Source organism: Streptomyces sp. TLI_55 (assembly GCF_900206255.1).
Taxonomy (GTDB): Bacteria; Actinomycetota; Actinomycetes; order Streptomycetales; family Streptomycetaceae; genus Streptomyces; species Streptomyces aquilus.
Genome location: NZ_OAOJ01000001.1, coordinates 8,391,260 through 8,416,629, shown reverse-complemented (window position 1 = coordinate 8,416,629; position 25,370 = coordinate 8,391,260). Strand labels below are relative to the sequence as shown.

General features: G+C 71.5%; 26 protein-coding genes. 8 read left to right on the top strand and 18 right to left on the bottom strand.

The window, feature by feature from the left end; genetic code table 11:
- Nucleotides 1-34 precede the first annotated feature (34 nt).
- Both CRP56_RS48655 and CRP56_RS38545 read right to left on the bottom strand, forming a co-directional pair.
- Entirely contained in the window at nt 35-286 is a 252-nt protein-coding gene (locus tag CRP56_RS48655) for a hypothetical protein (protein WP_257041536.1), read from the bottom strand.
- 294 nt (nt 287-580) lie between these two features.
- On the bottom strand, nt 581-1,450 hold the full coding sequence (locus CRP56_RS38545) for an alpha/beta fold hydrolase (protein ID WP_097272101.1): 870 nt from the start codon (nt 1,448-1,450) through the stop codon (nt 581-583).
- A gap of 247 nt (nt 1,451-1,697) precedes the next feature.
- On the opposite strand from CRP56_RS38545, the gene CRP56_RS38540 reads away from it, so the two are divergent.
- Both CRP56_RS38540 and CRP56_RS38535 read left to right on the top strand, forming a co-directional pair.
- Nucleotides 1,698-3,197, top strand: a complete 1,500-nt coding sequence (locus CRP56_RS38540; protein WP_097272099.1) for an MFS transporter — start codon at nt 1,698-1,700, stop codon at nt 3,195-3,197.
- Nucleotides 3,198-3,342: 145 nt separating this feature from the next.
- Entirely contained in the window at nt 3,343-3,909 is a 567-nt protein-coding gene (locus CRP56_RS38535) for a TetR/AcrR family transcriptional regulator (RefSeq protein ID WP_097272098.1), read from the top strand.
- Between the two features lie 15 nt (nt 3,910-3,924).
- Here the strand turns inward: CRP56_RS38535 and CRP56_RS38530 are convergent, their stop codons facing one another.
- The 6 genes from CRP56_RS38530 to CRP56_RS38505 all read right to left on the bottom strand — a co-directional run bounded on the left by CRP56_RS38530 (nt 3,925) and on the right by CRP56_RS38505 (nt 7,606).
- Nucleotides 3,925-4,839: an RNA polymerase subunit sigma-70 gene (locus CRP56_RS38530; protein WP_097274879.1), complete on the bottom strand. Its 915-nt coding sequence runs from the start codon at nt 4,837-4,839 to the stop codon at nt 3,925-3,927.
- A gap of 11 nt (nt 4,840-4,850) precedes the next feature.
- Nucleotides 4,851-5,405: a dihydrofolate reductase family protein gene (locus tag CRP56_RS38525; RefSeq protein ID WP_097272096.1), complete on the bottom strand. Its 555-nt coding sequence runs from the start codon at nt 5,403-5,405 to the stop codon at nt 4,851-4,853.
- A gap of 152 nt (nt 5,406-5,557) precedes the next feature.
- Nucleotides 5,558-6,265, bottom strand: coding sequence for an SDR family oxidoreductase (locus CRP56_RS38520; protein ID WP_097272094.1), 708 nt, complete (start codon nt 6,263-6,265; stop codon nt 5,558-5,560).
- 108 nt (nt 6,266-6,373) lie between these two features.
- Nucleotides 6,374-7,000, bottom strand: coding sequence for a DUF6461 domain-containing protein (locus tag CRP56_RS38515; protein WP_097272092.1), 627 nt, complete (start codon nt 6,998-7,000; stop codon nt 6,374-6,376).
- Entirely contained in the window at nt 6,988-7,191 is a 204-nt protein-coding gene (locus tag CRP56_RS38510; protein ID WP_097272089.1) for a DUF6928 family protein, read from the bottom strand. Before CRP56_RS38510 ends, CRP56_RS38515 begins: the two co-directional genes overlap by 13 nt.
- Nucleotides 7,192-7,270: 79 nt before the next feature.
- On the bottom strand, nt 7,271-7,606 hold the full coding sequence (locus CRP56_RS38505) for a hypothetical protein (protein ID WP_097272087.1): 336 nt from the start codon (nt 7,604-7,606) through the stop codon (nt 7,271-7,273).
- Between the two features lie 226 nt (nt 7,607-7,832).
- Between CRP56_RS38505 and CRP56_RS38500 the strand changes: the two genes are divergently transcribed.
- Entirely contained in the window at nt 7,833-8,657 is an 825-nt protein-coding gene (locus CRP56_RS38500) for an NAD(P)H-binding protein (protein ID WP_097272085.1), read from the top strand.
- 10 nt (nt 8,658-8,667) lie between these two features.
- Here the strand turns inward: CRP56_RS38500 and CRP56_RS38495 are convergent, their stop codons facing one another.
- Nucleotides 8,668-10,329: a serine/threonine-protein kinase gene (locus CRP56_RS38495; protein ID WP_097272083.1), complete on the bottom strand. Its 1,662-nt coding sequence runs from the start codon at nt 10,327-10,329 to the stop codon at nt 8,668-8,670.
- A 137-nt stretch (nt 10,330-10,466) separates the two neighbouring features.
- On the opposite strand from CRP56_RS38495, the gene CRP56_RS38490 reads away from it, so the two are divergent.
- Nucleotides 10,467-11,708: a MalY/PatB family protein gene (locus tag CRP56_RS38490; RefSeq protein WP_257041535.1), complete on the top strand. Its 1,242-nt coding sequence runs from the start codon at nt 10,467-10,469 to the stop codon at nt 11,706-11,708.
- A 125-nt stretch (nt 11,709-11,833) separates the two neighbouring features.
- Nucleotides 11,834-12,181: a hypothetical protein gene (locus tag CRP56_RS38485; RefSeq protein WP_257041534.1), complete on the top strand. Its 348-nt coding sequence runs from the start codon at nt 11,834-11,836 to the stop codon at nt 12,179-12,181.
- Between the two features lie 329 nt (nt 12,182-12,510).
- Here CRP56_RS38485 and CRP56_RS38480 read toward each other — a convergent pair whose 3' ends face one another.
- Genes CRP56_RS38480 through CRP56_RS38470 form a run of 3 tightly spaced genes read right to left on the bottom strand, consistent with a single transcriptional unit; the run spans nt 12,511 to nt 15,293 of the window.
- Entirely contained in the window at nt 12,511-13,527 is a 1,017-nt protein-coding gene (locus CRP56_RS38480) for a zinc-dependent alcohol dehydrogenase (protein ID WP_097272079.1), read from the bottom strand.
- 11 nt (nt 13,528-13,538) lie between these two features.
- Nucleotides 13,539-14,399: a fumarylacetoacetate hydrolase family protein gene (locus tag CRP56_RS38475; RefSeq protein ID WP_097272077.1), complete on the bottom strand. Its 861-nt coding sequence runs from the start codon at nt 14,397-14,399 to the stop codon at nt 13,539-13,541.
- Between the two features lie 36 nt (nt 14,400-14,435).
- On the bottom strand, nt 14,436-15,293 hold the full coding sequence (locus CRP56_RS38470) for an IclR family transcriptional regulator (protein ID WP_097272075.1): 858 nt from the start codon (nt 15,291-15,293) through the stop codon (nt 14,436-14,438).
- Nucleotides 15,294-15,342: 49 nt separating this feature from the next.
- Here CRP56_RS38470 and CRP56_RS38465 point away from each other — a divergent pair, with 49 nt between their 5' ends.
- On the top strand, nt 15,343-17,055 hold the full coding sequence (locus CRP56_RS38465; protein ID WP_097272073.1) for an IlvD/Edd family dehydratase: 1,713 nt from the start codon (nt 15,343-15,345) through the stop codon (nt 17,053-17,055).
- Nucleotides 17,056-17,076: 21 nt separating this feature from the next.
- On the opposite strand, the gene CRP56_RS38460 is transcribed toward CRP56_RS38465, so the two are convergent.
- The 5 genes from CRP56_RS38460 to CRP56_RS38435 form a co-directional block, all read right to left on the bottom strand.
- Nucleotides 17,077-17,985 (bottom strand): GlxA family transcriptional regulator, encoded by a 909-nt coding sequence (locus CRP56_RS38460; RefSeq protein ID WP_097272071.1) that lies wholly within the window; start codon nt 17,983-17,985, stop codon nt 17,077-17,079.
- Nucleotides 17,986-17,995: 10 nt separating this feature from the next.
- Nucleotides 17,996-18,595: a cysteine hydrolase family protein gene (locus CRP56_RS38455; RefSeq protein WP_097272069.1), complete on the bottom strand. Its 600-nt coding sequence runs from the start codon at nt 18,593-18,595 to the stop codon at nt 17,996-17,998.
- Between the two features lie 1,164 nt (nt 18,596-19,759).
- Nucleotides 19,760-20,359 (bottom strand): dihydrofolate reductase family protein, encoded by a 600-nt coding sequence (locus CRP56_RS38445; protein WP_097272067.1) that lies wholly within the window; start codon nt 20,357-20,359, stop codon nt 19,760-19,762.
- Entirely contained in the window at nt 20,356-21,231 is an 876-nt protein-coding gene (locus CRP56_RS38440; protein WP_097272065.1) for a metalloregulator ArsR/SmtB family transcription factor, read from the bottom strand. The genes CRP56_RS38445 and CRP56_RS38440 overlap by 4 nt, the downstream gene beginning before the upstream one ends.
- A 33-nt stretch (nt 21,232-21,264) precedes the next feature.
- On the bottom strand, nt 21,265-22,440 hold the full coding sequence (locus tag CRP56_RS38435; RefSeq protein ID WP_097274874.1) for an MFS transporter: 1,176 nt from the start codon (nt 22,438-22,440) through the stop codon (nt 21,265-21,267).
- Nucleotides 22,441-22,692: 252 nt separating this feature from the next.
- Between CRP56_RS38435 and CRP56_RS38430 the strand changes: the two genes are divergently transcribed.
- Complete coding sequence (locus tag CRP56_RS38430) at nt 22,693-23,100, top strand: Imm32 family immunity protein (RefSeq protein WP_097272063.1); 408 nt, start codon at nt 22,693-22,695, stop codon at nt 23,098-23,100.
- 4 nt (nt 23,101-23,104) lie between these two features.
- Here CRP56_RS38430 and CRP56_RS38425 read toward each other — a convergent pair whose 3' ends face one another.
- Entirely contained in the window at nt 23,105-23,686 is a 582-nt protein-coding gene (locus tag CRP56_RS38425; protein WP_097272061.1) for a GlcG/HbpS family heme-binding protein, read from the bottom strand.
- 231 nt (nt 23,687-23,917) lie between these two features.
- Between CRP56_RS38425 and CRP56_RS38420 the strand changes: the two genes are divergently transcribed.
- On the top strand, nt 23,918-25,114 hold the full coding sequence (locus CRP56_RS38420; protein ID WP_097272059.1) for a sensor histidine kinase: 1,197 nt from the start codon (nt 23,918-23,920) through the stop codon (nt 25,112-25,114).
- Nucleotides 25,115-25,370: the final 256 nt, after the last annotated feature.

Below are 25,370 nucleotides of genomic sequence, written 5' to 3'. Positions count from 1 at the left end.
GATCGCAGACCCCACTGACAACGGCCCGGCCCCCTCACCTGTGGGCGGCTCGGTTCATCTCGACGACGTCCTCCAGGGTGGGATCGGCGCCGAGGGCGGCGAAGCGCTCCCCCATGCTGTCCCGGACCGCCGTGTCCTTGACGCGATCGGCGGCGGCCAGGGCGGCCGGCAGTTCGTCGAGGGTCAGCTCGGTGCAGTAGGCGGGGCCCATCGGCTGCTGGCGCCAGGAGTCGGCCAGGGCGCCGGCGTCGTAGGGGTCGAATCCGGTGTCGTCGACCAGCGCCACCCTCCACCGCCTCGATCCGACCGCTGAGGTGCGGGTAGTAGTTGGAGGTGTCGATGACCACCGTCTCGGCGGGGACGGAGGCGAACAGATCGGCCAGCTGTCCCGCCACCCCGAAGGGGATGGCGTCATGACCGGCCGCGCTGAGCTTGCGGGCGAGGTTGCCGCCGATCGTGCCGGCACCGATGACAGAAATTTTCGTGGTTTGTCCTTACAAGAGACGCCCCGCCGCCCAAGTCGGCGCAACGTCATCACCGTGGGGCTGTGGGCTTTGGTTCGCGGAGCAAGGCGCGACGGTCAGGCGACAGCGTTCAGCAGGTCGGCCAGTACGTCGGGGCGTTCCAGGGCGATGAAGTGGCCGGCCTTGGGGACCTCGGTGAAGTCGGCGGCCGGCAGCAGTCGCCTGTCGGCTTCCCGGTCCGAGGGGCGGGACCAGTCCTTCTCGCCGTAGACGAGATGGACGGGCGCCTTGACCTCGGGGTAGCGCGAGCGGGCCGCGATGAGGCTGGGCAGGGCCTGGTAGACGGCACGGGCGACGGTCGGATAGCCGGGGCGGCTGCCGACCCGGAGCAGCTCGTCGACGTAGTCCTCGCGCAGCGCGCTCTTGTCGCCGAGGCCGCCCCGAAGGATCGCGCGGAGGGCAGGCCTGGGCTCGACCCCCGCGATCACCGGGCCCACGCCGGGCGCGAGGACGCCGCTGACGACCACGCGGGCCAGGAGGCTGGAGCGGGCGATGCCGCCGCGGAAGTCGTACGTGTTCACCGCGACGACACGCCGCACCCGGTCCGGCAGCTCGGCCGCGGTGGTCAGGGCGAGCACCGCGCCCATGGACTCCCCCACCAACGTCACGTCGTTCAGGTCGAGTTCGGTCAGCAGCCGCTCGACGCCCGCGCGCATCGCGGGCTCGCCGTACGACGCCCCGGGCACGATCTCGGAGTAGCCCATCCCCGGCAGGTCGAGGGCGTGGACGGTGTAGTGGTCCGCGATCAGCGGGATGAGGTGGCGGAAGTGCTCGGCCTGGGTGCGCACGGTGTGCAGCAGGACCAGAGGAGCGCCGGTGCCCGCCTTGAGGTAGCGCAGTTCTCCCTGCCGGCCGCCGCGAGGGGCGATCGTGTGGCTGGTGGTCCCCGGGATGTGAATCGTGGGACGTGACTCTTGGCTGGGCATCTCGCCGGCTCCTTGTGCGTGAGGGATCGACCAAAGCGGTCATGACTCTCACCGGAGCATGAGAAACCGATCGGTCTCCACCAGAGTAAACCGATCGGTTTCCAGCCGCAAGCGCCGCGAGCGTCCGCAGGCCTCCTTCGAGAACCCTTCACTTGCACCCAGGAAACCGATCTGTTTTCCTGAGCGGAAACAGATCGGTTTCCGGCCGTTGGTCGGGCCCGCCCACACCCAGCGACCAAGGGGAAAAGTGAGTACCACCTTCGACCGCGGAGCACCCGCCTCCGGGACAACAGACTCGGGCCGCCGCGGCTCACATGCCGTGCGCTGGTGGGTGCTCGTCGTGCTGGGCGTGGCGCAGCTGATGGTCACGCTCGACGCGACGGTCGTGAACATCGCCCTGCCCGAGGCGCAGCACGACCTCGGCTTCAGCGACGGCAGCCGACAATGGGTGATCACGGGGTACGCCCTGGCGTTCGGCAGCCTGCTGCTGCTCGGGGGCCGGCTCGGTGACCTGTTCGGCCGCCGTACGACCTTCGTGACCGGCCTGATCGGTTTCGCGGCCGCCTCCGTCGTCGGCGGCGCGGCCGGCAGCTTCGAGATTCTCGTCGCGGCCCGCGTCGCTCAGGGCCTGTTCGCCGCGCTGCTCGCGCCCGCGGCGCTCTCGCTGCTGAGCGTGACCTTCACGGACCCGGCGGAAAGGCCGAAGGCCTTCGGCATCTTCAGCGCGCTGGCCGGTGCGGGCGCCGCGGTCGGACTCCTGCTGGGCGGCATGCTCACCGAATGGGCGTCGTGGCGCTGGGTGATGTACGTGAACGTCGTCTTCGCGGGCGTCGCGCTGGTCGGCGCCCTGCTGTTGCTGGCCAAGCCCGCACACACCGAGCGGCCCAAGATCGACATCCCCGGAACCGTGGTGGTGAGCGCCGCGCTGTTCGGCATCGTCTACGGGTTCGCCCACGTCGAATCCACCAGCTGGACCGACCCGGTCGCCCTCGGCTCCATGATCAGCGGCGTGCTGCTGCTCGCCGTGTTCGTCTGGCTGGAGCGCCGGGTCGCGCATCCGCTGCTGCCGCTGCGCGTCGTACTGCACCGGACGCGCGGCGGTTCGTTCCTGGCCGTGTTCATCCTGGGCATGGGGATGTTCTCGATCTTCCTGTTCCTGACCTACTACCTGGAGGCCAGCATCGGTTACTCGCCGATCGAGGCGGGCCTGTCCTTCCTGCCGATGGTCGGCGCCATCGTCGCCGCCTCGACCACGGTGCCTTCGCTGGTGCTGCCCCGGGTCGGCCCGAAGATCGTCGTCACCGCCGGCTTCCTGGTCTCCGCGTCCGGCATGGCCCTGCTGACCCGGCTCACACTGGACAGCGCCTACGTGGCCGACATCATGCCGGGCATGATCCTGCTGGGTCTCGGCATCGGCGCGGTCATGACCACCGCGTTCCAGGGCGCGACCGCGGGCGTGCACCACGAGGACGCCGGCGTCGCCTCCGCGCTGATCAACACCAGCCAGCAGGTGGGCGGTTCGATCAGCACGGCGCTGCTGACCACGGTCGCCTCGTCGGCCGCCACCGACTACCTCTCCTCGCACAAGCCGAGCGCGCTGACGGCGGCGCGGGCCGGCGTCGAGAGCTACACGGCGACCCTGGCCTGGGGCGCCGGGATCTTCGCGGTCGGTGCGGCGATCATGGCGTTCCTGATGCCGAACACGGCCCTGGCGCCGTCGGAGGGCGAACCCGTCATCGCCCACTGAGCCGGAGGCCGCGAGGGGGATGCCGACGTCCGGAGGCACCCCCTCGCGGGGTAGCGGAGCCGGCTGACTTCTACCGGCCCCGCCCCATTCACCCACCGTAAACCGATCAGTTTCCAATGGCCCGGAATCGAGTTAACCTCGCCCTATGACCACCGAAGCAATGCCAACCCGAGAACGCCTGCTGGAGGCAGCGGCCACGCTCACCTACCAAGAAGGTGTCAACATCGGCGTCGATGCGCTGTGCAAGGCGGCGGGGGTGTCCAAGCGCTCCATGTACAAGCTGTTCGAGAGCAAGGACGAACTGCTGGCGGCGAGCCTGGAGGAACGCGCCTCCGCCTACGTGGCGACGCTCCTTCCCGCGGCGGACGACGATCGTCCGCCCCGCGAGCGGATCCTGCACGTCTTCGAACAGGCGGAGGCACAGGCGAGCGCGCCCGACTTCCAGGGCTGCCGGTACCTCGTCGTACAGATCGAACTCAAGGACCCGGACCACCCCGCGAGCCAGGTGGCCCGCCGGGTCAAGGAGAACCTGACGGCGTTCTTCCGCACCGAGGCCGAACAGGGCGGGGCGAACGACCCCGACCTGCTGGCCCGGCAGTTGATCCTGGTCTTCGACGGCGCCAGCGCCCGCGCGGGCATCAAGGCCGACACTCAGGGCGGCCTCGTCATTCCGACCGTGACGGCTCTGCTGGACGCGGCCGAGTTGCGCTGACTGGGTGATTCGTGGTCACGCGGCCTCAGGGAAGCCGAACCGCTTGACGAGCCCCGGATCCCCGAACGCGTTGATTCGCGCGATGCCCGTCGTGGTGACGGTGAGCACCAGGATGCCGTAGGCCTGACCATTGTGGTAACCGACCGCCGCGGGCTGGCCGTTCGCGCTGGTCGGCAACAACCGCCAGGTTCCCGGCGGGCCCAGAACCTGCTGGACGAGATAGGGCACGCACGTGGCACGGCCGGCGAACCATGTGCGCCACGGCGTCGCCTCGATGCTGGCATCGACCCGCAGCAGCCGTTCAAGGGCCGCGCCATCCGCCTCCTCGATGGCCGCGATGTAATGAACGAGTACGGTGCTCAGCTTGCCCGGCTCGACTGTTCGCTCGACGTCAGGAGGCTCCTGGGCCAGCCGCGCACGCGCGCGCTGCAGCGTGCTCTTCACCGCTGCCGTGCTGGTGCCCATCACCTGTGCCACGTCCGACGCCGGCCACTCCAGCACGTCCCGCAGGACGAACACCGCCCGCTGGCGGCCCGGCAACTTCTGAAGCGTGGCGATCAGCGCGATCCGCAGGCTGTCGCGCGCCGCCACGATCGCCGCCGGGTCGAGCATGGAGTCGGGAATGGGTTGAACCCACGGTGCTTCCGCAGCCGTGGGCGGGGCCATCGGGTCGTCGGCGGGTCCGCCGAGGCCCGAGGGCAACAAACGCCTACTACGGTGCGACAACGCGGAAAGGCATGCGTTCGTGGCGATCTGATAGAGCCACGTGCGCACCGACGACCTGCCCTGGAACGCCTCATACGAACGCCAGGCACGCAGGTAGGTCTCCTGGACCACGTCCTCGGCATCGTCCACCGATCCAAGCATGCGATAGCAGTGGGCCAGCAGCTCGCGCCGGTAGGGTTCCGCGTCCGTCGCGAAATCTCCCATCCCGATCGACATTACGGGGCATAGGTGAGCGTGACGACGCCTGTCGCGCTCGGCGTTGCGGACACGAACCGCAGCGAGCGCGGCAACGCGCTGCCGAAGAGCCGCTCACCCTCGCCGACGACAAGGGGATGGACGCCGAGGTTCAGTTCGTCGATCAGGTTGTGCTGCAGCAGTGTTCGCATCAGCGTGAAGCTGCCGTACATCACGATGTTGCCGCCGGGCTCCTGCTTGAGCTTCGCGACCGTCTGTGCCGCGTCGCCGGCAAGGACGGTGGCATTCCAGGGCAACGGGCCGCGCAGCGTCCTCGTCACGACGACCTTGGGAATGGTGTTCATCGCCTCGGCATACGGTCCGGTGTTGCGCGACCAGGCCTTCTCGAGGATCTCAAAAGTCGCCCGCCCGAGCAGAAAGGTGTCGCTCGCCAGGAGAGCGTCGGTGGCCCGCTGGCGCGAGGCGTCGTCGAAGTAGTCCAGTGCCCAGCCGCCGCGCTCGATCTCGCTGAATCCGCCCGGATCCTGGACCACGCCGTCAAGCGTGATGAATGCCCCCGCGATGAGCTTGCGCATGATGGTCTCCGTCCCCGGGTCGGAGGTTCCGGCCCTCGCATAGGAAGACTCGGGTCAGCTCCGAAAGGAATCGGGTCGGTGTGCCTCCTGCTTCGGCTGTAGACCGTGAGCGTGCTCGGCATCCCGGCAGTGGTCCCACACCCTCTCCGGTTTCAGGACTCCTTCGCGAGCTGGGGGTACAGCGCGGCCAGGTCACCGGCCAGGCCCGCCTTGACCTGGCGGGAGATGTCGTCGGCGAGGACTTCGTGGGCGCCGGTCTCGATGCCGTCGAGGGCGAGTGCGGCGACGTCACGCGGGTCGGACTTGGGGGCGTCGACGTCGGCCGCGAGGTCGGTGTCGACGTAGCCGACGTGCAGGCCGGTGACGGCGATGCCGCGCGGCTGGAGTTCGAGGCGCAGGGAGTTGGTCTGCGACCACAGGGCGGCCTTGGAGGCGCTGTAGGTGCCGCCGAGCGCGATCCAGGACAGCACGGAGTGCACGTTGAGGAGATGGCCGCCGCCGTTGCGCTCGATGATCGGCACGAAGGCGCGGGCGACGAGGAGCGGGCCGTAGAAGTTGATCTCGAACTCCCGGCGCACGTCGTCGACCGGGGTGTCGAGGAAGGGCCCGCCGACCGAGGCGCCGGCGTTGTTGATCAGCACGGTCACGTCCTGCGCCTGGGCGGCCGCCGCCGCGACGGAGGCCGGGTCGGTGACCTCCAGCGCGACCGGTACGGCGTCCGGGTGCGTCACGCTGCGCGGGTCGCGGGCCGTGGCGTAGACCTTGGCGGCGCCCCGTGCGTACAGCTCTTCCACCAGAGCCTTGCCTATGCCGCGGCTGCCGCCGGTGACGAAGACGTTCGCGCCCTTCAAAGCGGTCATGACTGCAAGCCTCCACAGATGAGAAACCGATCGGTTTCCATCACGGTAAACCGATCGGTTTCACAAGGCAAGCCGACGAGGGGCGCCGTCCGGTACCTGTGCCGGCGCCTACCTCACAGTCCGCTCGTCCGTGAATGCGGCTGCCGGCAGCTCGGCCTCTGTCTCCTCCCAGGCGATCCCTAGGCCCAACTCGGCCTCCAGGAACCGCAGGAACGCCACGTCACCCGCCTCGTCTCCGTCGGCGACGAAGCCGAGGGCGACTTCGGCTGGGACGCCGTTCGTGAGGTGAGGCAGACCGGGCTCGAAGGATGTCACCAGTTCTCCATGGACGGCATAGCCGACGCGGCTGAAGCCCTTGGCGTTGCGATGGATGCTGAAGGCTCGCCCCCGCTGGGACAGTGCGGCGAGGTAAGTCCCCGTGCGGCACTGGAACTCCTCCAGGGCATACGCCCAGCCCGCCACCGAGCCCGCTCTCACGATGGTGTCGGGCGGGTCGGGGAGGAAGCCTCCGTCCGTCAGACGAGCGACCTCCGCTTCGTCTTCCCAGTCCAGGAAGTCGAGGTCACTGATGTGGTCGTCCGCGTTCCTGGTCAGCAACTCGTACGCCGCGAAGCGGGTCAGCGGGACGATGTGAGGCGCCTCGGCGCCGATGCCGCGCAGCAACTCGTGCGGCGAGAGACCCTCGCTGAGGGTGAGCGTGAAGCTGACGTCGTAGGCCTCGGCTACCCAGCGCAAGCGTGCTCACCTCGCACGCGGAAGCCGCGCAGGACGAGACGCAGGCCGACGCTCGCCGCGAGCAGGTGCTCCGCAAGCCGGGACGGGACGTCGATCATCACCCGTTGGTCGGCGACCACCTCCACGCCGGGCCAACTCGCGGCGCACGCCGTGCCCTTGGCATACATCAGCAGCCCCGTCTTGGCTCCCACAGCCCCTCCCCAAGCCCTGCCCCCTCAAATGGGCAGTCGCACCATAGCCGCCGCCACTGACAGTGCCCTCTCACGGATCTCAGGCTGACGCCACGAAGCCGGTGGACAGGTCGAGGTGGAGGGGGGTGCCTGAGGACGTCGGGGTCCAGCCCTCACGCAAGGCGTGCTGGATGGCTCGGGCTACGTCCGGTGGCAGTATCGGCTTGCCTTCCCGTCCCAGCCAGTTGCTCATGTGCGGCTGATCGGTGGTCACCACGAGCGTTGTGCCCGGGCCCGGGCTGCCCGCATGCTCGACCGCGAAGGTGCACGGGGTCCAGGCCATGCCCTGGAAGTAGGTCGGCCGGCGGCGCAGGCGCCAGCGATACGTCGTGCCGTCGACCACGATGCGCCGTGCGCCCTTGCGTCCCAGTGCCATGACTCCCCCTGTAGCTCTACGGGGACGATGCTAGTGACTCCGGCTCAGTGCTCTGCAGGAATATGCGTGCCGACTGCCGACACCGTTCAACTTCCCTTCACAGCACGGTCGTAGGTAGAGAGACGTAGGTCAGCTGGTTCCTTGTGCCGATGTCACAGTCGTTCGCCCCTCCTAGGGTCGGAGCAGCCAGGGATCATCGAACCGAGGCTCCACCAGGAGGAAACCCGTGATCGTCGTCACCGGTGCCACCGGCAATGTCGGCCGTGCTCTTGTCGAGCGGCTCGTGGCCGAAGGACAGTCCGTGCGGGCCGTGAGCCGCGATCCGGAGCGGGCCGCGCTTCCCCCGGCCGTGGAAGTGAACCGCCTTGAGTCGGAGGGGCTGTTCGTCGGAGCGTCGAAGCTCTTCCTCCATCTGCAGGCCACCGGCGAGCACACCGACACCGTCCTCGACAGGGCTCGCGCCGGCGGTGTACGACACGTGGTCATGCTCTCCTCGGGGATCATCGAGGAGGGGGCCGACGAGACCCACCCGATCCACATCATGCACGCGCGAGCCGAGCAACTCGTCCGGGACAGCGGCATGGAGTGGACCTTCCTGCGGCCCAACGCGTTCTCCACCAACGCCTTCCAGTGGGCCCCGCAGATCCGGCAGGGCGACTCCGTGCACGCCCCCTTCGCCGGCGCCGTCTCCGCGCCGATCCACGAGGACGACATCGCGGCCGTAGCCGAGCGTTGTCTGCTCGACGCGGGCCACGAGGGTGCCGTCCACCGGCTCACCGGGCCCGCGGCGACGACCAACGCGGAGCAGGTCGCCGCCATCGGGCAGGCCCTCGGGCGGAAGTTGACCTACGTCGAGACTCCCATGGAAGAGGCGGAAGCCACTCTCTTCCCGGAGCTGCCGCGGCACATGGTGCGGGCCCTGCTCAAGTCCTTTGCGGCCACGGTCGATTCCTCACCCGAGATCACCTTCGAGGTCGAGAGCATCACCGGTCGCCCGGCTCGGACCTTCGCGGAATGGGCGGAGGATCACCGGGCCGACTTCGCTGCCTGAGCATGCCTCGTCATTTCTCGGCGGGGTACACGTCGGTGACCTTGCCCTGAGGGGTCGCCTTCAGGTAGCCGCCTCCATAGTCGTCGGTCAAGTAGACGGACAGTGAGACCGGTTCGTCGAAGATGGTGTTCGGCGGTGTCACCGTCACATAACGCAGTTCCGGTTCGGGGACGTTCAGCTTCTTGTCCGCTTCCTTCAGGAGCACAGGGACCTTGTCCCAAGCGAAGGCGTCGAGCGTGAACGGCTGTTTTCCGCCCGACAGGTTGTCCTTGATGATCCCCTCCGCCACCCCCTTGCCCGGGTAGTACGTGTACGAGTCGTACTTGGTCTCGCTGCCTTCTACCATCACATCCGCCATCACGTAGTCGTCGTAGACCGTGAAGTCCCCGAACCTGTCCCGCCCCGTCGCGTCCTTCAACGCCTTGATCGCGGTACGGATGTTGGCCGGTGTCAGCATCGAGCCCTTCGCAAGGGGCTCTTCTGACGGCTTCGGAGTCGACGACGCGGACGGAGACGCAGATGTGGACGTGGGCGTAGACGTCGAGGGGCCGGTGCCCAGGTTGTCGCCCTTGTTGTCGTCCAAGGGCAGGAGCCACCACAGCAGGCCAACGGCGCCGGCCAGGGACACGCCTGACACCGCCCGCAGGACCGTCGTACCCGTGCCGCGTCTGCGGGTCGTCGTCGACACCGGTGTCGTGGGCGGTTGGGGTGATATCTGGACCGGGGGTCCGGGGAGGACCGGTGGCGGTCCGAAGCCGGTCGGCGGGGGTGGCGCTTGGGGTGGGGTGAGGGGGTAGGACGTGGGGTGGTCGCTGGGCGGCGTCGGCAGTGACTCGATCTCCGCCAGTCGCCGGTCCAGTTCGGCCGCGGACGGGCGTGCCGCCGGGTCCCGTACCAGCACGCTCATCAGGACCTCGCCGAGAGCACCGGCCCGTACCGGCGGTGGCACGTCCTCGTGGAGGACCGCGGCGAGGGTGGCCAGGGTGGTGCCTCGGCGCAGGGGGTGGTGGGCCTCCACCGCGGTGTACAGCATCATCGCCAGCGACCACAGGTCGGAGGCGGCGCCGCCTTCCTGGCCGGTGATGCGTTCCGGGGCCATGAAGTCGGCCGTGCCGATGATGGAGCCGGTGGCGGTGAGGGTGGTCGACTCGCGGATCGCCGCGATGCCGAAGTCGGTCAGGACCGGGCGGCCGTCCGGTCGTAGCAGCACGTTGGCGGGTTTCACGTCCCGGTGCTGGATGCCGGCGTCATGCGCGGCGGTGAGCGCGGCCAGCACGCCGCGGCCGAGCCGGGCCGCCTCGGCCGGTGGCATCGGGCCCTGGGCGAGGCGGTCGGCCAGGGAGCCGCCGCTCACCAGCTCCATGACCAGCCAGGGGTACGTGCCCTCGCCGCCGTCGACGATGTGGTGGATGGTCACGACGTTCGGGTGGTCGATGCGGGCCAGCGCCCTGGCCTCGCGCAGCACGCGCTCGCGCAGCATCCTCGCGCCCTCGGGGTCGTACTCGGCGAGGTCGCGGTCCGGCGGGCGTACCTCCTTGACCGCCACCAGCCTGTGCAGCACCAGGTCCCTGGCCCGCCAGACCGTGCCCATCCCACCGCCACCGAGACGGGCCTCCAGCTCGAAGCGCCCGTCGACGACGCGTCGTTCGGCGCGTCTGTCTGCCTCACTCATGGGCCGGAGCCTAGCGGTCCGCACCGACGGCCTCCCGCCGCCCCTGACTGCGACGATGCTTGACTTCGCCCGGCCCGGCTGGCTCGGTGGTACGTGGTGCACAGCAGCCCCGTCCGTCCCACCCCAGGGAGCGCAGCATGACCGGACCCATGGATCAGGACCGCGACGGCGCGGAGGCCCGCCGGACGGACCCTCTCACGCAGCTCACCCTGGAGGAGCTGCGGCAGCGGAGCAGCATGAAGTGGCGTACGCACCCCCGGGACGTGCTTCCGCTGTGGGTCGCCGAGATGGACGTACCGCTCGCTCCGGCTGTCGTCGAGGCCTTGCAGGCGGCGATCGAGCTGGGTGACACCGGGTATCCGTACGGAACCGCGTACGCCGAGGCATTCGCCGCGTTCGCCGCCGAGCGGTGGCGGTGGGACGGGGTGCGGGTGGAGCGGACCGCGATCGTGCCGGACGTGATGCTGGGCATCGTCGAGGTGCTGCGGCTGCTCACCGATCCCGGCGACTCGGTGGTGGTGTGTTCGCCGGTGTACCCGCCCTTCTACGCGTTCGTCTCGCACGACGCCCGCGTCGTCGTCGAGGCGCGTCTCGGTGCCGATCTGCGGATCGACCTGGACGCTCTGGAGGACGCCTTCGTGCGGGCCCGGGGCGACGGGCGGCGTGCGGTGTTCTTGCTGTGCAATCCGCACAACCCCACCGGTGTCGTCCACACCCGCGAGGAGTTGGAGGCCGTCGCCGTCCTCGCCCGCCGGCACGGGGTGCGGGTCGTCTCCGACGAGATCCACGCGCCGCTGGTGCTGCCGGGCGCCGTCTTCACCCCGTTCCTCAGCGTGCCCGGCGCCGAGAACGCGTTCGCGCTGGCCTCCGCGTCCAAGGCGTGGAACCTCGCCGGGCTGAAGGCGGCCCTGGCGCTCGCGGGGCCCGAGGCCGGCGACGAACTCCGGTGGATGCCCGAGGAGGTCGGCCACGGGCCCAGCCACCTCGGGGTCATCGCGCACACCGCGGCCTTCCGTAAGGGCGGCGACTGGCTCGACGACCTGCTGCTCGGCCTCGACGCCAACCGGGACCTGCTCGGCCGTCTCGCCGCCGAACACCTCCCGGGCGTGCGATGTCACCGCCCCGAGGGCACCTATCTGGCGTGGCTGGACTGCAACCGGCTGGGACTGCACACGGATGCGGGCGGTGACGGACCCGGCGTGGTCAGTGAGCTGGCCGGGCCTGCGAAGTTCTTCCTCGACCGGGCTCGGGTCGCGCTCAGTTCGGGGCATGTCTTCGGCTCCGGCGGCGAGGGCCACGTACGCCTCAACTTCGCGACACCGCCCACCGTCCTGCGCGAGGCGGTGGTCAGGATGGGACGCGCGCTGCGGGACCTGTAGCCGTGGTCCCTGCGCAGCGAGCGGCCACCGGCGCCGGTGGTCATCGCGAACGGGTCACCGATCCCGCTGTCGAAGACCGCCTCCGGCGGAACCGCCCTCGCCACGGATGGGATGATGCTCCTGTGGTGAGAGTGCGATCCGTAGGCCGCTACTGCGTGCCGCTCCTGGTCAACCTGTTGATCGGTGTCCCGGCGATCGCCGTGTGGGAGTCCGCCCTTTGGTACGCCGCCCACGGGCACTGCGGACTCGATGATCTCGACCGACCCGATCTGGACGGCTGCACCTACCCCGAGATCGACCACAGCGGTCCCGTCCTGCTGTTCCTCGTCATCACGGGCGCGTTCGTGCTGCTGCTCGTCCTGATCGCCGACGTGCTCCTCCCCCTGCGCCGCGAACGCCCGCTCAGACCCTGGCTGTTGACCCTGCCGGCCGTCGCGCTGCCCTACCTCCTTCTGCTCGGATCCGCGGGCTGAAAAGATCGGCCGCATGACCGCCATCGGTCACCAACTCCTGGGCCCGCATCGAGACTTGGCTCGCCAGGCACGTTCGCAGTCTTGGAGCCCCCTGCGGAGCCCGCCGCCATCGCGGCGGCGGAGGCGGCCGGGCACGAACATGGGGCCCGCCCCGCGCATCACGCGGAACGGGCCCCATCATCGAGCGCCGGGCAGGCCTTGCACCTGCATTTCCCCGCAGGAAGCGGGGCGTCTTTCCTTGGACCACCAACGCAGTGCCGGTTGTTCGCGGTTGCGGTGACCGGCTCAAGATCAAGCATACCGTATGTGCGGGGGTGCCTCCGACCGTGTCAGTTCCGGCGTGGATCGACGAGGATCTTGGGGCCGAGGCCCGCGTCCGGCGGGCGCTTTCCGGCGAGTACGGCACCGACCTCTGTCAGGCCGACCGTCGCGGCGACGAGCGGACGCGGGTCGACGCTGCCCTCCGCATACGCCTGAACGGTCGCTTCCAGACCGGGAGATGCGGACAGTACGCCCACCGCGGTGACGTCCTTCAGGGCCAGCGTCCGGGTGTCGACGCGGCTCGGTTCGCCGGCGATGCCGACGTACACCACGCGCCCGGCGGGCTCGACCAACTCGACCGCCAGGCCAGGGAGATGGACGGCGTTGGTGGCGTCGACGACCGCGTCGTAGGGCACGTCGGGCAGGGAGTCCGCGCGCCAGACGTGCGCGAAGCCGAGATCGCGGGCGAACGCGAGGGATCTGTCCGTCGCGCCCATGAGATGGACCTCCGCCCCGGCGGCCCGCACGAACATCGCGGTGAGCAGGCCGATCGTGCCGGGCCCGAGGATCAGCACCCGGTCGCCGGCGCCGGTCGCGGTGGCCCGTGCGGCGCGCAGGGCGGTGCCGCCGGGTTCGACCAGGGCGCCGAGTTCGGCGTCGACGGTGTCCGGCAGGGCGTGCAACGAGGCGGCGGGGACCGCCAGTTGCTCGGCCAGGGCGCCGGGGCGGTCGCCGCGGATGCCGACCTCCTGCCGCTGGTCGCACACGTGGTGCCGGCCGCGTAGGCAGCGGCGGCACGCTCCGCAGCCGAGCATGGTGTCCCCCATGACGCGCCTGCCGAGCCACGCGGGGTCCACGCCGTCGCCGACCGCCGCCACGCGTCCGGCCCACTCGTGGCCGAGCCGCATCGGGTAGGCGGCATGGCCCTGGTGGAGGTAGGTCATCGCGCCGGTGTAGAACTCGACGTCGGTGCCGCAGACGCCGACGCGTTCGACGTCGACGACGGCTTCGCCGGGTCCCGGCACCGGGGCCGGGACCTCCTGGACGGCGTACTCCCCCGGCGCGGTGAGGACGAAGGCGCGCATGGGCGGGCGCGTCACCGCGGGGCGAGGACTTGCTGGCGCTGGGTGCCGAGGTGCTTGATGCCGAGTTCCATGACGTCGCCGGGCTGGAGGTAGACGGGCGGGGTGAGGCCCATGCCGACGCCGGGCGGGGTGCCGGTGTTGATGAGGTCGCCGGGTTCCAGGACGAGGAACTGACTGAGGTAGTGCACGATGAAGTACGGGTCGAAGATCATCGTCTTGGTGCTGCCGGTCTGGCGGCGCACCCCGTTGACGTCCAGCCACATGTCGAGGGCGAGCACGTCGTTGATCTCGTCGGCGGTGTCGAGCCAGGGCCCCGCGGGGTTGAAGGTCTCGGCCGACTTGCCCTTGGCCCACTGGCCGCCGCGTTCCAGCTGGAAATCGCGTTCGCTGACGTCGTTGACGACGACGTATCCGGCGATGGCGGCGCGGGCGTCGTCGACGGAGTCCAGGTAACTGGTCCGGCGGCCGATGACGATGCCGAGTTCGACCTCCCAGTCGGTCTTGGTGGACCCGCGCGGGATGCGTACGTCGTCGTTCGGGCCGATGAGCGTGTTGGGCGACTTGGTGAACAGGATCGGCTCGTCGGGGACGGCCATGCCGCTCTCGGCCGCGTGGTCACGGTAGTTGAGACCGATGCACAGGATCTGGTGCGGGCGGGCGATCGGCGCGCCGACGCGTTCCCCGGCGAAGCGGGACACCTGCCCGGCGGCCACGCGCTCGGCGACGAGGGGCCGGACGCGGTCGATGCCGCCCGAGCCGAAGAACGCCTCGTCGAAGTCGGTGACGGTGTCGGACAGATCGACGTAGGTGTCGTCGTCGATGCGGGCGACGGGCTTCTCGGCGCCGGGCGCGCCTATGCGCATGAGGTACACGGGATCGGTCTCCAGGGATACAGGGGGCCAGGGATTTCAGGGGGTGCGGGGGCGTGCGGGGCGATGGGGTGCGCTCAGGGGGCCGAGCGCGGCGCGGATCTCGTCGACGGCATCCACCAGACTGGGCAAGGGAGTTCGGTAGGTGAGGGCGCTGACGCTCACGGCTCCGGAGGGGGAGGCCGGAGAGGTGGCGTAGACGGGCAGGGCGAGGCAGTTGACGCCGGTCTCGTTCTCCTGGTCGTCGACGGCGTAGCCGCACTGCCGGGTGGCATCCAGTGCGCGGTGCAACTCCTCGGCCGTGCACAGGGTTTGCGGGGTGCGGCGCTCCAGTGGCGTGCCGCCGATCCACTGTCGTACGGCGTCGAGCGTGTCCAACTCGTGGGCGAGCAGGACCTTTCCGACACCGGTGGTGTGGGCGGGGTTGCGGCCGCCCACGGTGGAGGTGAGGCGGACGGCGCCGGTCGGGGGGTCGACCTTGGCACGGTAGACGACCTCACGGCCGTCGAGGACCGCGTAGTGAGCGGTCTCGCCGAAGCGCACGGCAAGGGTCTGGAGCAGCGGCCGGAGACGGACGTGGTCCGGGCGGGCCTCGTGGTGGGCGAAGGCCATGCGCAGGAACTCGTCGCCGAGCAGATAGCGGCCCCGGGCGTCCTGGTCGGCGAGGCCGGCCCGGCGCAGCGCGCCCAGCGCCCGGTGCACGGTCGGCTTCGGGCTGCCGATCACCCGGGTCAGCTCCTCCAGCCCCACCCCGTCGGGATAGCGGGCCAGTTGCTTGAGCACGGCGAGCACCCGGTCGGAACCCACCAGACGGCCCTCGCCCGAACGCGATGCGGCCGACCCGGCGTCGTCCTGGTCGGGGTCTGTCGAGCCGTCGTACGTCTGCGTATGCTCCATGGCGTTCCACAGATTAGACCTGTGTGTCGATTGTTGGAAGGAGCTCCGGGTGACGCTCCGCAGCGCCCAGTGGTACGCCGGACAGGACCGCAACGCCTACATCCACCGGGCCTGGATGCGCCGCGGTGTGCCGGACGACGCGTTCAGCGGACGTCCGCAGATCGCCATCGCCAACACCGCCTCGGACCTGACTCCCTGCAACGCCCATCTCGACGAGGTCGCGGCATCCGTGCGCGACGGCGTGTACGAGGCCGGCGGCATCCCCCTGAACCTGCCCGTGGTGTCGCTCGGCGAGACGAATGTGCGCCCGACGGCCATGCTGTGGCGGAACATGGCGGCGATGGCCACGGAGGAGATGCTGCGGGCCAACCCCATTGACGGCGTCGTGCTGTTGGGCGGCTGTGACAAGACGATCCCGTCGCTGCTCATGGCCGCCGCGTCGGTCGACCTGCCCGCGGTCGTGGTGCCGGGCGGACCGATGCTCACCGGGACCTTCCGCGGCACGCCGCTGGGCTGCGGCACGGATGTCTGGCGGCTGTCGGAGGAGGTGCGGGCCGGGACGCTCACCCAGGAGCAGTTCACCCGCTCCGAGTCGGCGATGATCCGCAGCCGGGGGCACTGCAACACCATGGGCACCGCCTCCACGATGGCGCTGGTGGCCGAGGCCCTGGGCACCGTCGTACCCGGCGTGGCCGGAACGCCCGCGCCCGACAGCCGGCTCCTCCAGGCCGCGCACCGCACGGGCCGTTTGGCGGTGGACATGGTCGCCGCCGACCGGCGCCCGGCGACCTTCCTGACCCGGGCCAACTTCCACAACGCGATCGTGGCGCTCGCCGCGATCGGCGGCTCCACCAACGCGGTCGTCCATCTGCTGGCCATCGCCGGACGGTTGGGCATCGAGTTGTCACTGGACGACTTCGACCGCATCGGCTCGCGCGTGCCGGTGCTCGTGGACCTCCAGCCGGCGGGCCGCTTCCTCATGGAGGACTTCCACCGCGCCGGCGGACTGCTCGCGGTGCTGCGCGAGGTCCGCGACCTGCTCGACCCCGGGGCGCTGACCGTCACCGGCGAGCCGCTGGTGGACCACCTCGACGACGCCCCGATCTGGGACACCGAGGTCATCCGCCCCCGCGCCGAACCGCTGGTCGCCGAGGGCGGCATCGCCGTGCTGCGCGGCAACCTCGCCCCGCACGGCGCGCTGGTGAAGCCCGCGGCCGCCTCACCGCACCTGCTGCGCCACCGGGGCCGGGCGGTCGTCTTCGACAGCATCGAGGACTTCCACGCCCGTATCGACGACCCCGACCTGGACGTGGACGCCGACTCCGTCCTGGTCCTGCGCGGCTGCGGCCCCAAGGGCTACCCGGGCATGCCCGAGGTGTCGAACATGCCGCTGCCGAAGAAGCTCCTGGAGCAGGGCGTACGGGACATGGTCCGGGTCTGCGACGGCCGGATGAGCGGCACGGCGTACGGCACGGTCGTGCTCCACGTGGCGCCGGAGGCGGCGGCCGGCGGCCCGCTGGCCCTCGTCCGGACCGGGGACGTCATCGTCCTCGACGTGGCGGCCCGCCGCATCGACGTCGACGTACCGGACGCCGAACTCGCCCGCAGAACCCCGGCCAAGGCCACCGTCGCCGGCTTCGCCAGTCCCCGGCGCGGCTGGGAGCGGCTCTACGTCGACCACGTCCTCCAGGCCGACACCGGAGCCGACCTGGACTTCCTGGTGGGGTCGAGCGGCTCGGAGGTGACCCGGGAGTCGCACTAGCTCTGCTGTCCCGGGAGTTGCCTACGCCGCCCGGGCGCGCAGCCGGCGCAGCATGCGGGCGTCCTCGAAGCCGACCGAGCGGGCGGCCGCCTCGAGGGTGGCGCCGTGGCTGATGAGGTGCTGGGCGCGTTCGAGACGGAGGGTCTGCTGGTAGCGCAGCGGGGTCAGGCCGGTGGCGCGGGTGAACAGGCGGGTGAGGGTGCGTTCGCTCACGCCGGCCGCGGCGGCGAGGGTGGGCAGCGGCAGCGGGTGGTCGAAGCGGGCGTCGATCAGGTCCTGGACGTGGTGGACGGTGTCGTCGAGGTGGGAGCGGTGCCGGAACATCGCGCTGGACTGGGCGTCGTGGCCGTTGCGACGGGCGTAGACGACCATGTCGCGGGCGACCTTGGCGGCGACCGCTGGGCCGTGCCGGCCGGCGACCAGGTGCAGGGCCAAGTCGATGCCGCTGGCGATGCCGGCCGAGGTGATGACCCGGTCGTCGGCGGTGAACAGGACGTCACGGACGACGGTCGCGCCCGGGTGGCGCCGGGCCAGTTCGTCCTGCACGTCGTGGTGCGTGGTGCAGCGGCGGCCCTGGAGCAGGCCGGCCCGGCCGAGCGCCTCGGCTCCGGCGCACACGCTGGCCACCGTGCCGCCGCGGGCGTGGTGGTCGCGCAGGGCCCGCAGCGCGGGGGCGCCGATCTCGGGCGAGTCGGCCAGGGTGACCGCCTGCCAGCCGGGCACCACGACGAGGTCCTCGGGGCGCAGCTCGGGCCAGTCGAGTCCGGCCAGCAGGGGCACCCCCTGCGCGGTGGGGACCTCGGTCCGCTCGGCGACGTAGGTGAGGGTGTAGGGGTGCCCGAAGTCGGCGGCGGTGGAGAAGACCTGCGCGGGTCCCGCCAGGTCCAGCAGATGGACTCCGGGCACCAGGAAGAAGACGACGTGGCTCACGATCCGGTCATCATGCCGGACGCCGGGCCGCGGCCTCCAGCCCGGCGACGGTGGCGATGGTGGCGAAGCGTCCGGCGAGGGCGTACTCGGTACGCCGTACGACCTCCTCGGCGGGCAGGGTGCGGGGGTCGGCCAGCAGTTCGGCGTTGCTGAGGTCGGCGGGGGCGTCGCGGTGCGGGATGGGGTTGGTGGCCGTCGCGTCGACGACGAAGGTCACGCCGTAGCCGAGGTCGCTCGCGACGCGCGCGGTGGTCTCCACGCACTGCTCGGTGCGGATGCCGCAGACGGTGAGTTCGCGGATGCCGTGCTCGGTCAGCAGCTGCTGGAGGTTGGTGGTGGTGAACGCGTTGTGCGAGGTCTTGTGGATCAGCGGCTCGCCGTCCGCCCGCTCCAGCTCCTCCATCAGGCGGACGTGGCCGAGGGCGGGGTCGAAGACGTCGCCGCTGCCGGGCTCCGAGTGCAGCACCCACACCACCAGCTCCCCCGCATCGCGGGCCAGCCGGACGAGACGGTTCACCTTGTCGGCGATCTTCGGGTCGGAGATGGTCTCCCACAGCGGGCGAGCGCGGAAGGACTCCTGGACATCGATGACGATGAGGGCTCGGGTCATGACCCCAGCCTGGTCCGGCGGGCGGGTCCGCGGACAGGCCGGATCGGGTCCTGGGGCGGACCGATTCGGTCAGGTGCCCTGGTGGGGTGGGCGGGGAGCGGAGGGCGGGGGCGAGGGTGGTGGGCAAGGGTAGGGGCTCGGGAGGTCTGGTGGCCGGGGGCCTGATGGCTGGGAGTCGGGGGCGGGAAGCCCTGATCGCCTGGCGGCCCGGGGCCGGGCGGGGGGGGATGGCCCGGCGGCTGGATGGCCGGGGGCCGGATCGCCGAAAGCCGGGGGGCGGGGACCGGATGGCCAGGGTCGGATGACCGGGACCGGAAGGCCGGACGCCAAGGGCCGGGGGCCGGAGCGCCTGGCGGCCCGGGGCCGGGGCGGGGGGATGGCCCGGCGGCTGGATGGCCGGGGCCGGGTCGCCGAAGGCCGAAGGCCGGAGGGGGCGGGGACCGGATGGCCGAGGTCGGATGACCGAGACCAGATGGCCGGGGTCGGGTGGCCGGACGCCACGGGCCGGGACCGGAGCGCCTGGCGGCCGGATGGCCCGGATGACCGAGCGGCCGGACGACCGGGGGCCGGATCGCCGCAGGCCGGGGAGCGGGGACCGGATGGCCAGGGTCGGATGACCGGGACCGGAAGGCCGGACGCCAAGGGCCGGGGGCCAGAGCGCCTGGCGGCCCGGGACCGGGGCGGGGGGGATGACCCGGCGGCTGGATGGCCGGGGGCCGGATCGCCGCAGGCCGGGGAGCGGGGACCGGATGGCCAGGGTCGGATGGCCGGGACCGGAAGGCCGGACGCCAAGGGCCGGGGGCCAGAGCGCCTGGCGGCCCGGGACCGGGGCGGGGGGGATGACCCGGCGGCTGGATGGCCGGGGGCCGGATCGCCGCAGGCCGGGGAGCGGGGACCGGATGGCCAGGGTCGGATGGCCGGGACCGGAAGGCCGGACGCCAAGGGCCGGGGGCCAGAGCGCCTGGCGGCCCGGGACCGGGGCGGGGGGATGACCCGGCGGCTGGATGGCCGGGGGCCGGATCGCCGAGGGTCGAATGGCCGGGCGTCGGGTGGCCGGACGCCGGATCGCCTGACGGCCGGATCGGCGAGGGCCGGGGGGACCAAACGGGCCGGGGGTTGGGGGGCTGACGCCCGGTGGGGTCGGCGGCCGCGGGCCGGGGTGCGTCAGCGGGCGCGGTCGTAGGTCAGGGCCATCTCGCCCGACTCGCCGATCTCCCGGTGGGTGAGCGTCCACTTCGAGGCCGGCAGACCGTCGTCGAACAGCCGCTCCCCGCCGCCGGCGATCTCGGGGCAGATGATCAGGTACAGCCGGTCGACCAGGTCCGCCGCGAGGGCCGCCTTGATGACGCTCGCGCTGGTGTTGATCAGGATGTCGCCCTCACCGGTGGCCTTGAGGTCGGCGAGGATCTCCGCGGTCGGGGCGTTGACCACGCGGGCGCGGCTCCACGGCGCCTCGGTCAGGGTCGTGGACAGCACCACCTTCTCCGTGTCGACCAGCCACTTCGCGTAGCCGCGGTCGCGTGGGTCAGCGTTGTCGTCCTCGGCGACCGAGGGCCAGAACCCGAGGAACCCCTCGGCGTTGCCCCGGCCGAGCACGACCGTCGTCGCGTTCTCCCAGATGCGGGTGAGGTGGTTGCGGGCGACGTCCGTGACGGCGTACGGGACGATCGCGCCGAGGTCACCGGGGCCGCCGGCGCCGTTGTAGCGCCCGTCGAGGGTGAGGTTGATGTTCGCGGTGACCTTGCGTCCGGTCGAGTCACTCATGATGGCGCTCCTTGTCCCGTGGTCCGTGCATGGGTGGTGCCCTTGGTGGTGGTGCGCGCTGTGCCGACGGTGTCGGCGAGTCGGTCGCCGAGGTGGTCGGCGAGGTTGTCGAGCACCCGCTCCCAGCCGGTTCCGATCCCGGCGATGTAGGGGGCCGCTTCGACGGTCGTGTCGGTGATGCGCAGGTCGAGCCGGAGTCGCGTCCCGTCCGGGACCTCTGCGAGGCTCAGGTCGTAGTGCCCGGTGAACGAGACCGCGCCCGCGGCGTCCAGCACCGAGAGGTCGAACCCGAGGTGCTCGGGTTCCGCCGCGGCGTGGACCCGCCCCTCGGAGCGGTAGCGCCCTTCGGCGTCCCGGTATTCGAGGACGGCCCGTCCGCCGGGCCGTGCCTCCAGGACGCACTCGCTGACCGTCAGCGACGGCGGTGCCCACCAGGAGGCGAGCAGGTCCGCGTCGGTCCAGTGCCGCCAGACGAGGTCCCGGGGTGCGGGGAATGCGCGCTCGAACGAGAACGTACGTCCGTCCGCCCACCGCTCCCGGTCCGCGGCCGCGGTCTCCGCCTCGATGGCGGCGCGGTAGCGCGCGATGACGTCCCGCTCGCCCGCCTGCGCCTCCGCCGTCTCGACCAGCTCCCGCAGCCGCCGCTCCAGGGCCGCCAGGGGCGCGGTTTCGACCGCGTAGACCCGGCGTTGCCCCAGTGGGAAGACCGTCACGAGGCCGGCCCGGGCGAGGGTCTGCAGGTGCTTGGTGGTCTGTGGCTGCCGCAGCCCGGTCAGCTCCGCCAGTTCACCGACGGACCGGGGCCGCTCGACGAGGAGTTCGACGATGCGCCACCGCGCTCCGTCCCCCAGTGCTGATGCGATCCGCTCCATGCCCTGAAGTATTCATTACAACGAATATTCTCGTCAAGGAATTTCTCGGGAAACCACTTCCACCCGTGCCGCGACCGCCATGACGGCGGCGGCGACCGCGACGATCCCGGCGCCGACGAACAGCGGTGCCCGGTAGCCGAGGCCCGCCGAGAGGGCCAGGCCGCCGAGCCAGGCGCCGAGGGCGTTGCCGACGTTGGAGGCGGACACGTTGGCACTGGCGGCGAGGGCCGCGCCGTGGGCGTGGTCGGTGACGCGGGTGATCATGCCGGGGACGGCGGCGAAGCCGGTGAGCCCCATCAGGAAGACCAGGACGACCGAGGCGGGGGCACTGGCGGCCAGCAGCCCGAACACGGCGAGCGTGACGGTCAGTCCGAGGAGGGCGAGGATCAGGGCGCGGTCACGGTCGTGGTCGGCGGCCCGTCCGCCGACCACGTTCCCGACGACCAGGCCGACGCCGTACACCATCAGCAGCCAGGCGACATCCGACGCGGAGAAGCCGCCGACCTCGGTGAACGTGTAGGCGATGTAGCTGAACGCGCCGAACATGCCGCCGTAGCCGAGTGCGGTGGCGGTGAGGGTGAGCCAGACCTGTGAGGAGCGGAAGGCGTGGAGTTGGGGGCGCAGGCCGGCAGAGACATGGCCGCCTGGGTTCGGGGGCGCGTCGGCCGGCGTGGGCACCAGGGCGGCGATCCCCGCCAGCGCCAGCACGCCGATCGCGGTGACCGCCCAGAACGCCGAGCGCCAGCCCCACCGTTCACCGGCCAGCGCGCCGAACGGCACACCCAGCACGTTCGCCAGGGTCAGCCCGGCGAACATGACCGCCACCGCACGGGACTTCCGCTCGGGCGCGACCAGGCTGCGGGCCACCAGCGATCCGATCCCGAAGAACGAGCCGTGGCACAGGGCCGCGACGATCCGGCCGAGCATCATCACCGGATAGTTCGGCGCGACGGCGGACAGCAGGTTACCGATGACGAACAACGCCATCAGACCGACCAGGACCTGCTTGCGGGGCAGTCGGGCCGTCGCCGCCGTGAGGGCGATCGCGCCGACAGCGACACTCAGCGCGTATCCGGAGATCAGCCGGCCGGCCGCCGCCTCGGACACCGCGAAACTCGACGCGACCTGCGGCAGCAGCCCGGCGATCAGGAACTCGGTCAGCCCGATACCGAAGCCGCCGAGAGCCAGCGCGACCAGCCCCGGCGGCAGCCGTCCCCGTTCGCCGGTATGCCGCGGGCGCTGAGTGGATGTGCCGCGTAACGCCCCTGTCCCATCCCTGAATCGGCTCATGATCCACCCTCACCCGCTGCGGCGGACCCGTCCATGGACAAAGGCCCATGGCGCTTGGACGAACGGCCGCGGTTCTCCGGGAGTTGTGGCATTCGGCTGGTCGCAGCGGCCCGGCCGGGGCAGGCTGTACGGCGGGTCGCGTACGCCGACCACCGGAGGAGTACGGGAGCGATGTCACCCAAGTCACCGAGGGTTCTTCACTACCCCGCGTCCGGCGAAGTGGACCTCAGCGCCCCGGCCACCGAACTGCACCGTCTGGCGCGGGCCTTGGCCCAGGGCGAGGGACTGCTGTGGACCATGGCCGGGCCGGACGGAGACGATCGCGTCTTGGCGGGGGTTGAGGTCCGCGACACGCCGGGATCCGCGGTCCGCATCGCCCTCGACCCCGCCCGGCGAGTCCTTCTGATCGGCGGCGACAGCGACTCCCGGGCCCTCTTCGCCGCCAATCTGCGGGTCATGGCCGACGCGGAGGACGGCGGGCACCTCCACGTCGACCATTTCCCCGACCATCCCTATCTGGCGGAGGGTTCCCTCCCACTGGTGGTCAACAGCCCGCACGGGGGAATGCCGGGGCGTTGAGCCGTCAGCGGCCCGCGATCGCCTCCGCTCCCGCCTGCGCGTACTTCTCGTCCAGGCTGCCGGACGGGGCGCCCGCGACGCCGATGCCCGCGATCGGGGCGTTCTGGGCGGTGACGGGGACACCGCCGGCCAGGAACAGGGTGCCGGGGATGTCCTTCAGGTTCGGGGCCTGCTTCAGGCGCTCGGCGAGTTCGGAGGTGGGGGCGTTCCAGGAGACGGCGGTGTACGCCTTGCGCTCGGCCGACTCGTACGACTGCGGGCCGGCGCCGTCGCCGCGCAGGGTGACGACGGTGTTGCCGTTGCGGTCGACGACGGCGACCGTGACCCGCTGGTTCTCCTTCTCCGCGGCGTCGAGCGCGGCCTGGGCGGCGCGGGTCGCGGCGTCGATCGTCAGGTGGGTGGACGTGGTGGTGGCCTTGGCCGGGGTGGAGGCCGCGGCGGCAGCGGCGGGCGCCTTGGCCGGTGCGGAGGCGTTGGCGGAGACCGCGCCGAAGCCCGCCAGGGCGACGGCGCCGAGCACGGCACCGCCGAGGGCGACGCGGGCGCGGCGGGAGACCTTCTTGTGCTGGGGCTGCACGGCGTTCATGGGTCGTCGACTCCTTCGGTGGGCGGGCGGCTCGGTCGCCGCCCCGTTTCCTGCTCTCCACCCTCGGCCCGGAACCAGGCCCGGACGGTCGACGTTCCGGCTCGCTCGGGGGCGCGGGACGGATGACACGAGGGTCATCCGATCGGTTGACCTGCGGGGCCCGCGGGGCCGGTGACAATGGAGGTGTTTGCCCAGTTCAGCGTGCATAACCGGGAAAGGAGGCGGCCCCTGATGCCCACGCACCACGACGAACCGAGCGCCGTGGACACCCGGTGGCTCGGCCTCGTCCTGCACGCGGCCTTCTTCCTGCTGCTCGGCGGCGCCCTCGCCCGCTTCCTGCTGCGCCATCCCGGGGAGCCGCGCACGCCGTGGGTCATCGCGCTGTGCGTGGTGCTCGTCCTCCTGCATCTGGTGGGGCCGAAGGCGGGCAGCCCGGGACCACGGCACTCGGCGTGGCTGGCGCTCGTCGTCGTGGTGTGGATGGTGCTGGTCGTGCTCGCGCCCAGCTTCGCCTGGTGCGCGGTGCCCCTCTTCTACACCGGCCTGCGTACGCTGCCGCCGCGCGCGGCCCTCGTACTCGTGGCGGTGCTGACGGTGTTCGTGGTGGCCGCGCAGGTGCAGCTCGGCGGGCGTTTCGACCCGAACCTGGTGCTCGCGCCGCCCGCCGTCGCCGCGCTCGCCACCGCCGTCTTCCTCCAGATGGAGCGGCAGACCGACCGGCAGCGCGCCCTCATCGACGACCTCATCCGCACCCGCCGCGAACTCGCCGCCTCCGAACGCCGCGAGGGCACCCTCGCCGAGCGGGAGCGGCTCGCCATGGAGATCCACGACACGCTCGCCCAGGGTCTGTCCAGCCAGCGGATGCTGCTCCAGGCAGCGGACCGGGTGTGGGACGGCGAACCGGACAAGGCCCGTGCCCACGTCCGCACCGCCGCCTCCGTCGCCGAGCACAACCTCGCCGAGGCCCGCCGTTTCGTCCACGACCTCGCGCCCGCCGACCTCGCCCGCGGCGGCGGCCTCGACGAGGCGCTGTGTGCGCTGGCCGCCCGGGAGTCCGGTGGGCGGTTGACCGTACGGGTCCATGTCGACGCCGACGAAGATCGGCTCAGCCGGCTACCGGGCCGCGTCCAGTCCGCGCTGCTGCGCATCGCCCAGGGCGCCCTGGCCAACGTCCGCGAGCATGCCGACGCGCGCGGTGCCGCGCTCACGCTCACCCTGCTCGACGACGAGGTCGTCCTGGACGTCTCCGACGACGGCCACGGCTTCGACCCCGCCGCGCTGCCCGACTCCCCCGAGGGCGGCCGCGGCCACGGTCTGCCCGCGATGCGGGCCCGCCTACGCGCACTCGGCGGCACCCTGACCGTCGAGTCCCGCCCCGGCGAGGGCACGGTCCTGTCCGCGGCGGTTCCTTTGGAGGCGCAACGATGACCCCTGAGGTCCCGCCCGGAAGCGCACCGATGACCCCCGAGGCCCCGCCCGGAAGCGCACCGACGACCCCCGAGGCCCCGCCCGGAAGCGCACCGACAACCCCCGAGGCCCCGCCCGGAAGCGCACCGACAACCCCCGAGGCCCCGCCCGGAAGCGCACCGACAACCCCCGAGGCCCCGCCCGGAAGCGCACCGACAACCCCCGAGGCCCCGCCCGGAAGCGCACCGACGACCCCTGATCTCCGCTGGGAGGCGGC

Excerpts from the sequence above, each read along its gene's own strand:
- CRP56_RS38545 (WP_097272101.1), bottom strand. The coding sequence starts at position 1,450 with ATGCCCAGCCAAGAGTCACGTCCCACGATTCACATCCCGGGGACCACC.
- CRP56_RS38470 (WP_097272075.1), bottom strand. The coding sequence starts at position 15,293 with ATGGAGCATACGCAGACGTACGACGGCTCGACAGACCCCGACCAGGAC.
- CRP56_RS38495 (WP_097272083.1), bottom strand. The coding sequence starts at position 10,329 with ATGAGTGAGGCAGACAGACGCGCCGAACGACGCGTCGTCGACGGGCGC.
- CRP56_RS38455 (WP_097272069.1), bottom strand. The coding sequence starts at position 18,595 with ATGACCCGAGCCCTCATCGTCATCGATGTCCAGGAGTCCTTCCGCGCT.
- CRP56_RS38430 (WP_097272063.1), top strand. The coding sequence starts at position 22,693 with ATGTCACCCAAGTCACCGAGGGTTCTTCACTACCCCGCGTCCGGCGAA.
- CRP56_RS38445 (WP_097272067.1), bottom strand. The coding sequence starts at position 20,359 with ATGAGTGACTCGACCGGACGCAAGGTCACCGCGAACATCAACCTCACC.
- CRP56_RS38420 (WP_097272059.1), top strand. The coding sequence starts at position 23,918 with ATGCCCACGCACCACGACGAACCGAGCGCCGTGGACACCCGGTGGCTC.
- CRP56_RS38530 (WP_097274879.1), bottom strand. The coding sequence starts at position 4,839 with ATGGGAGATTTCGCGACGGACGCGGAACCCTACCGGCGCGAGCTGCTG.
- CRP56_RS38490 (WP_257041535.1), top strand. The coding sequence starts at position 10,467 with ATGACCGGACCCATGGATCAGGACCGCGACGGCGCGGAGGCCCGCCGG.
- CRP56_RS38520 (WP_097272094.1), bottom strand. The coding sequence starts at position 6,265 with ATGACCGCTTTGAAGGGCGCGAACGTCTTCGTCACCGGCGGCAGCCGC.
- CRP56_RS38480 (WP_097272079.1), bottom strand. The coding sequence starts at position 13,527 with ATGCGCGCCTTCGTCCTCACCGCGCCGGGGGAGTACGCCGTCCAGGAG.
- CRP56_RS38425 (WP_097272061.1), bottom strand. The coding sequence starts at position 23,686 with ATGAACGCCGTGCAGCCCCAGCACAAGAAGGTCTCCCGCCGCGCCCGC.
- CRP56_RS38505 (WP_097272087.1), bottom strand. The coding sequence starts at position 7,606 with ATGGCACTGGGACGCAAGGGCGCACGGCGCATCGTGGTCGACGGCACG.
- CRP56_RS38525 (WP_097272096.1), bottom strand. The coding sequence starts at position 5,405 with ATGCGCAAGCTCATCGCGGGGGCATTCATCACGCTTGACGGCGTGGTC.
- CRP56_RS38440 (WP_097272065.1), bottom strand. The coding sequence starts at position 21,231 with ATGGAGCGGATCGCATCAGCACTGGGGGACGGAGCGCGGTGGCGCATC.
- CRP56_RS38535 (WP_097272098.1), top strand. The coding sequence starts at position 3,343 with ATGACCACCGAAGCAATGCCAACCCGAGAACGCCTGCTGGAGGCAGCG.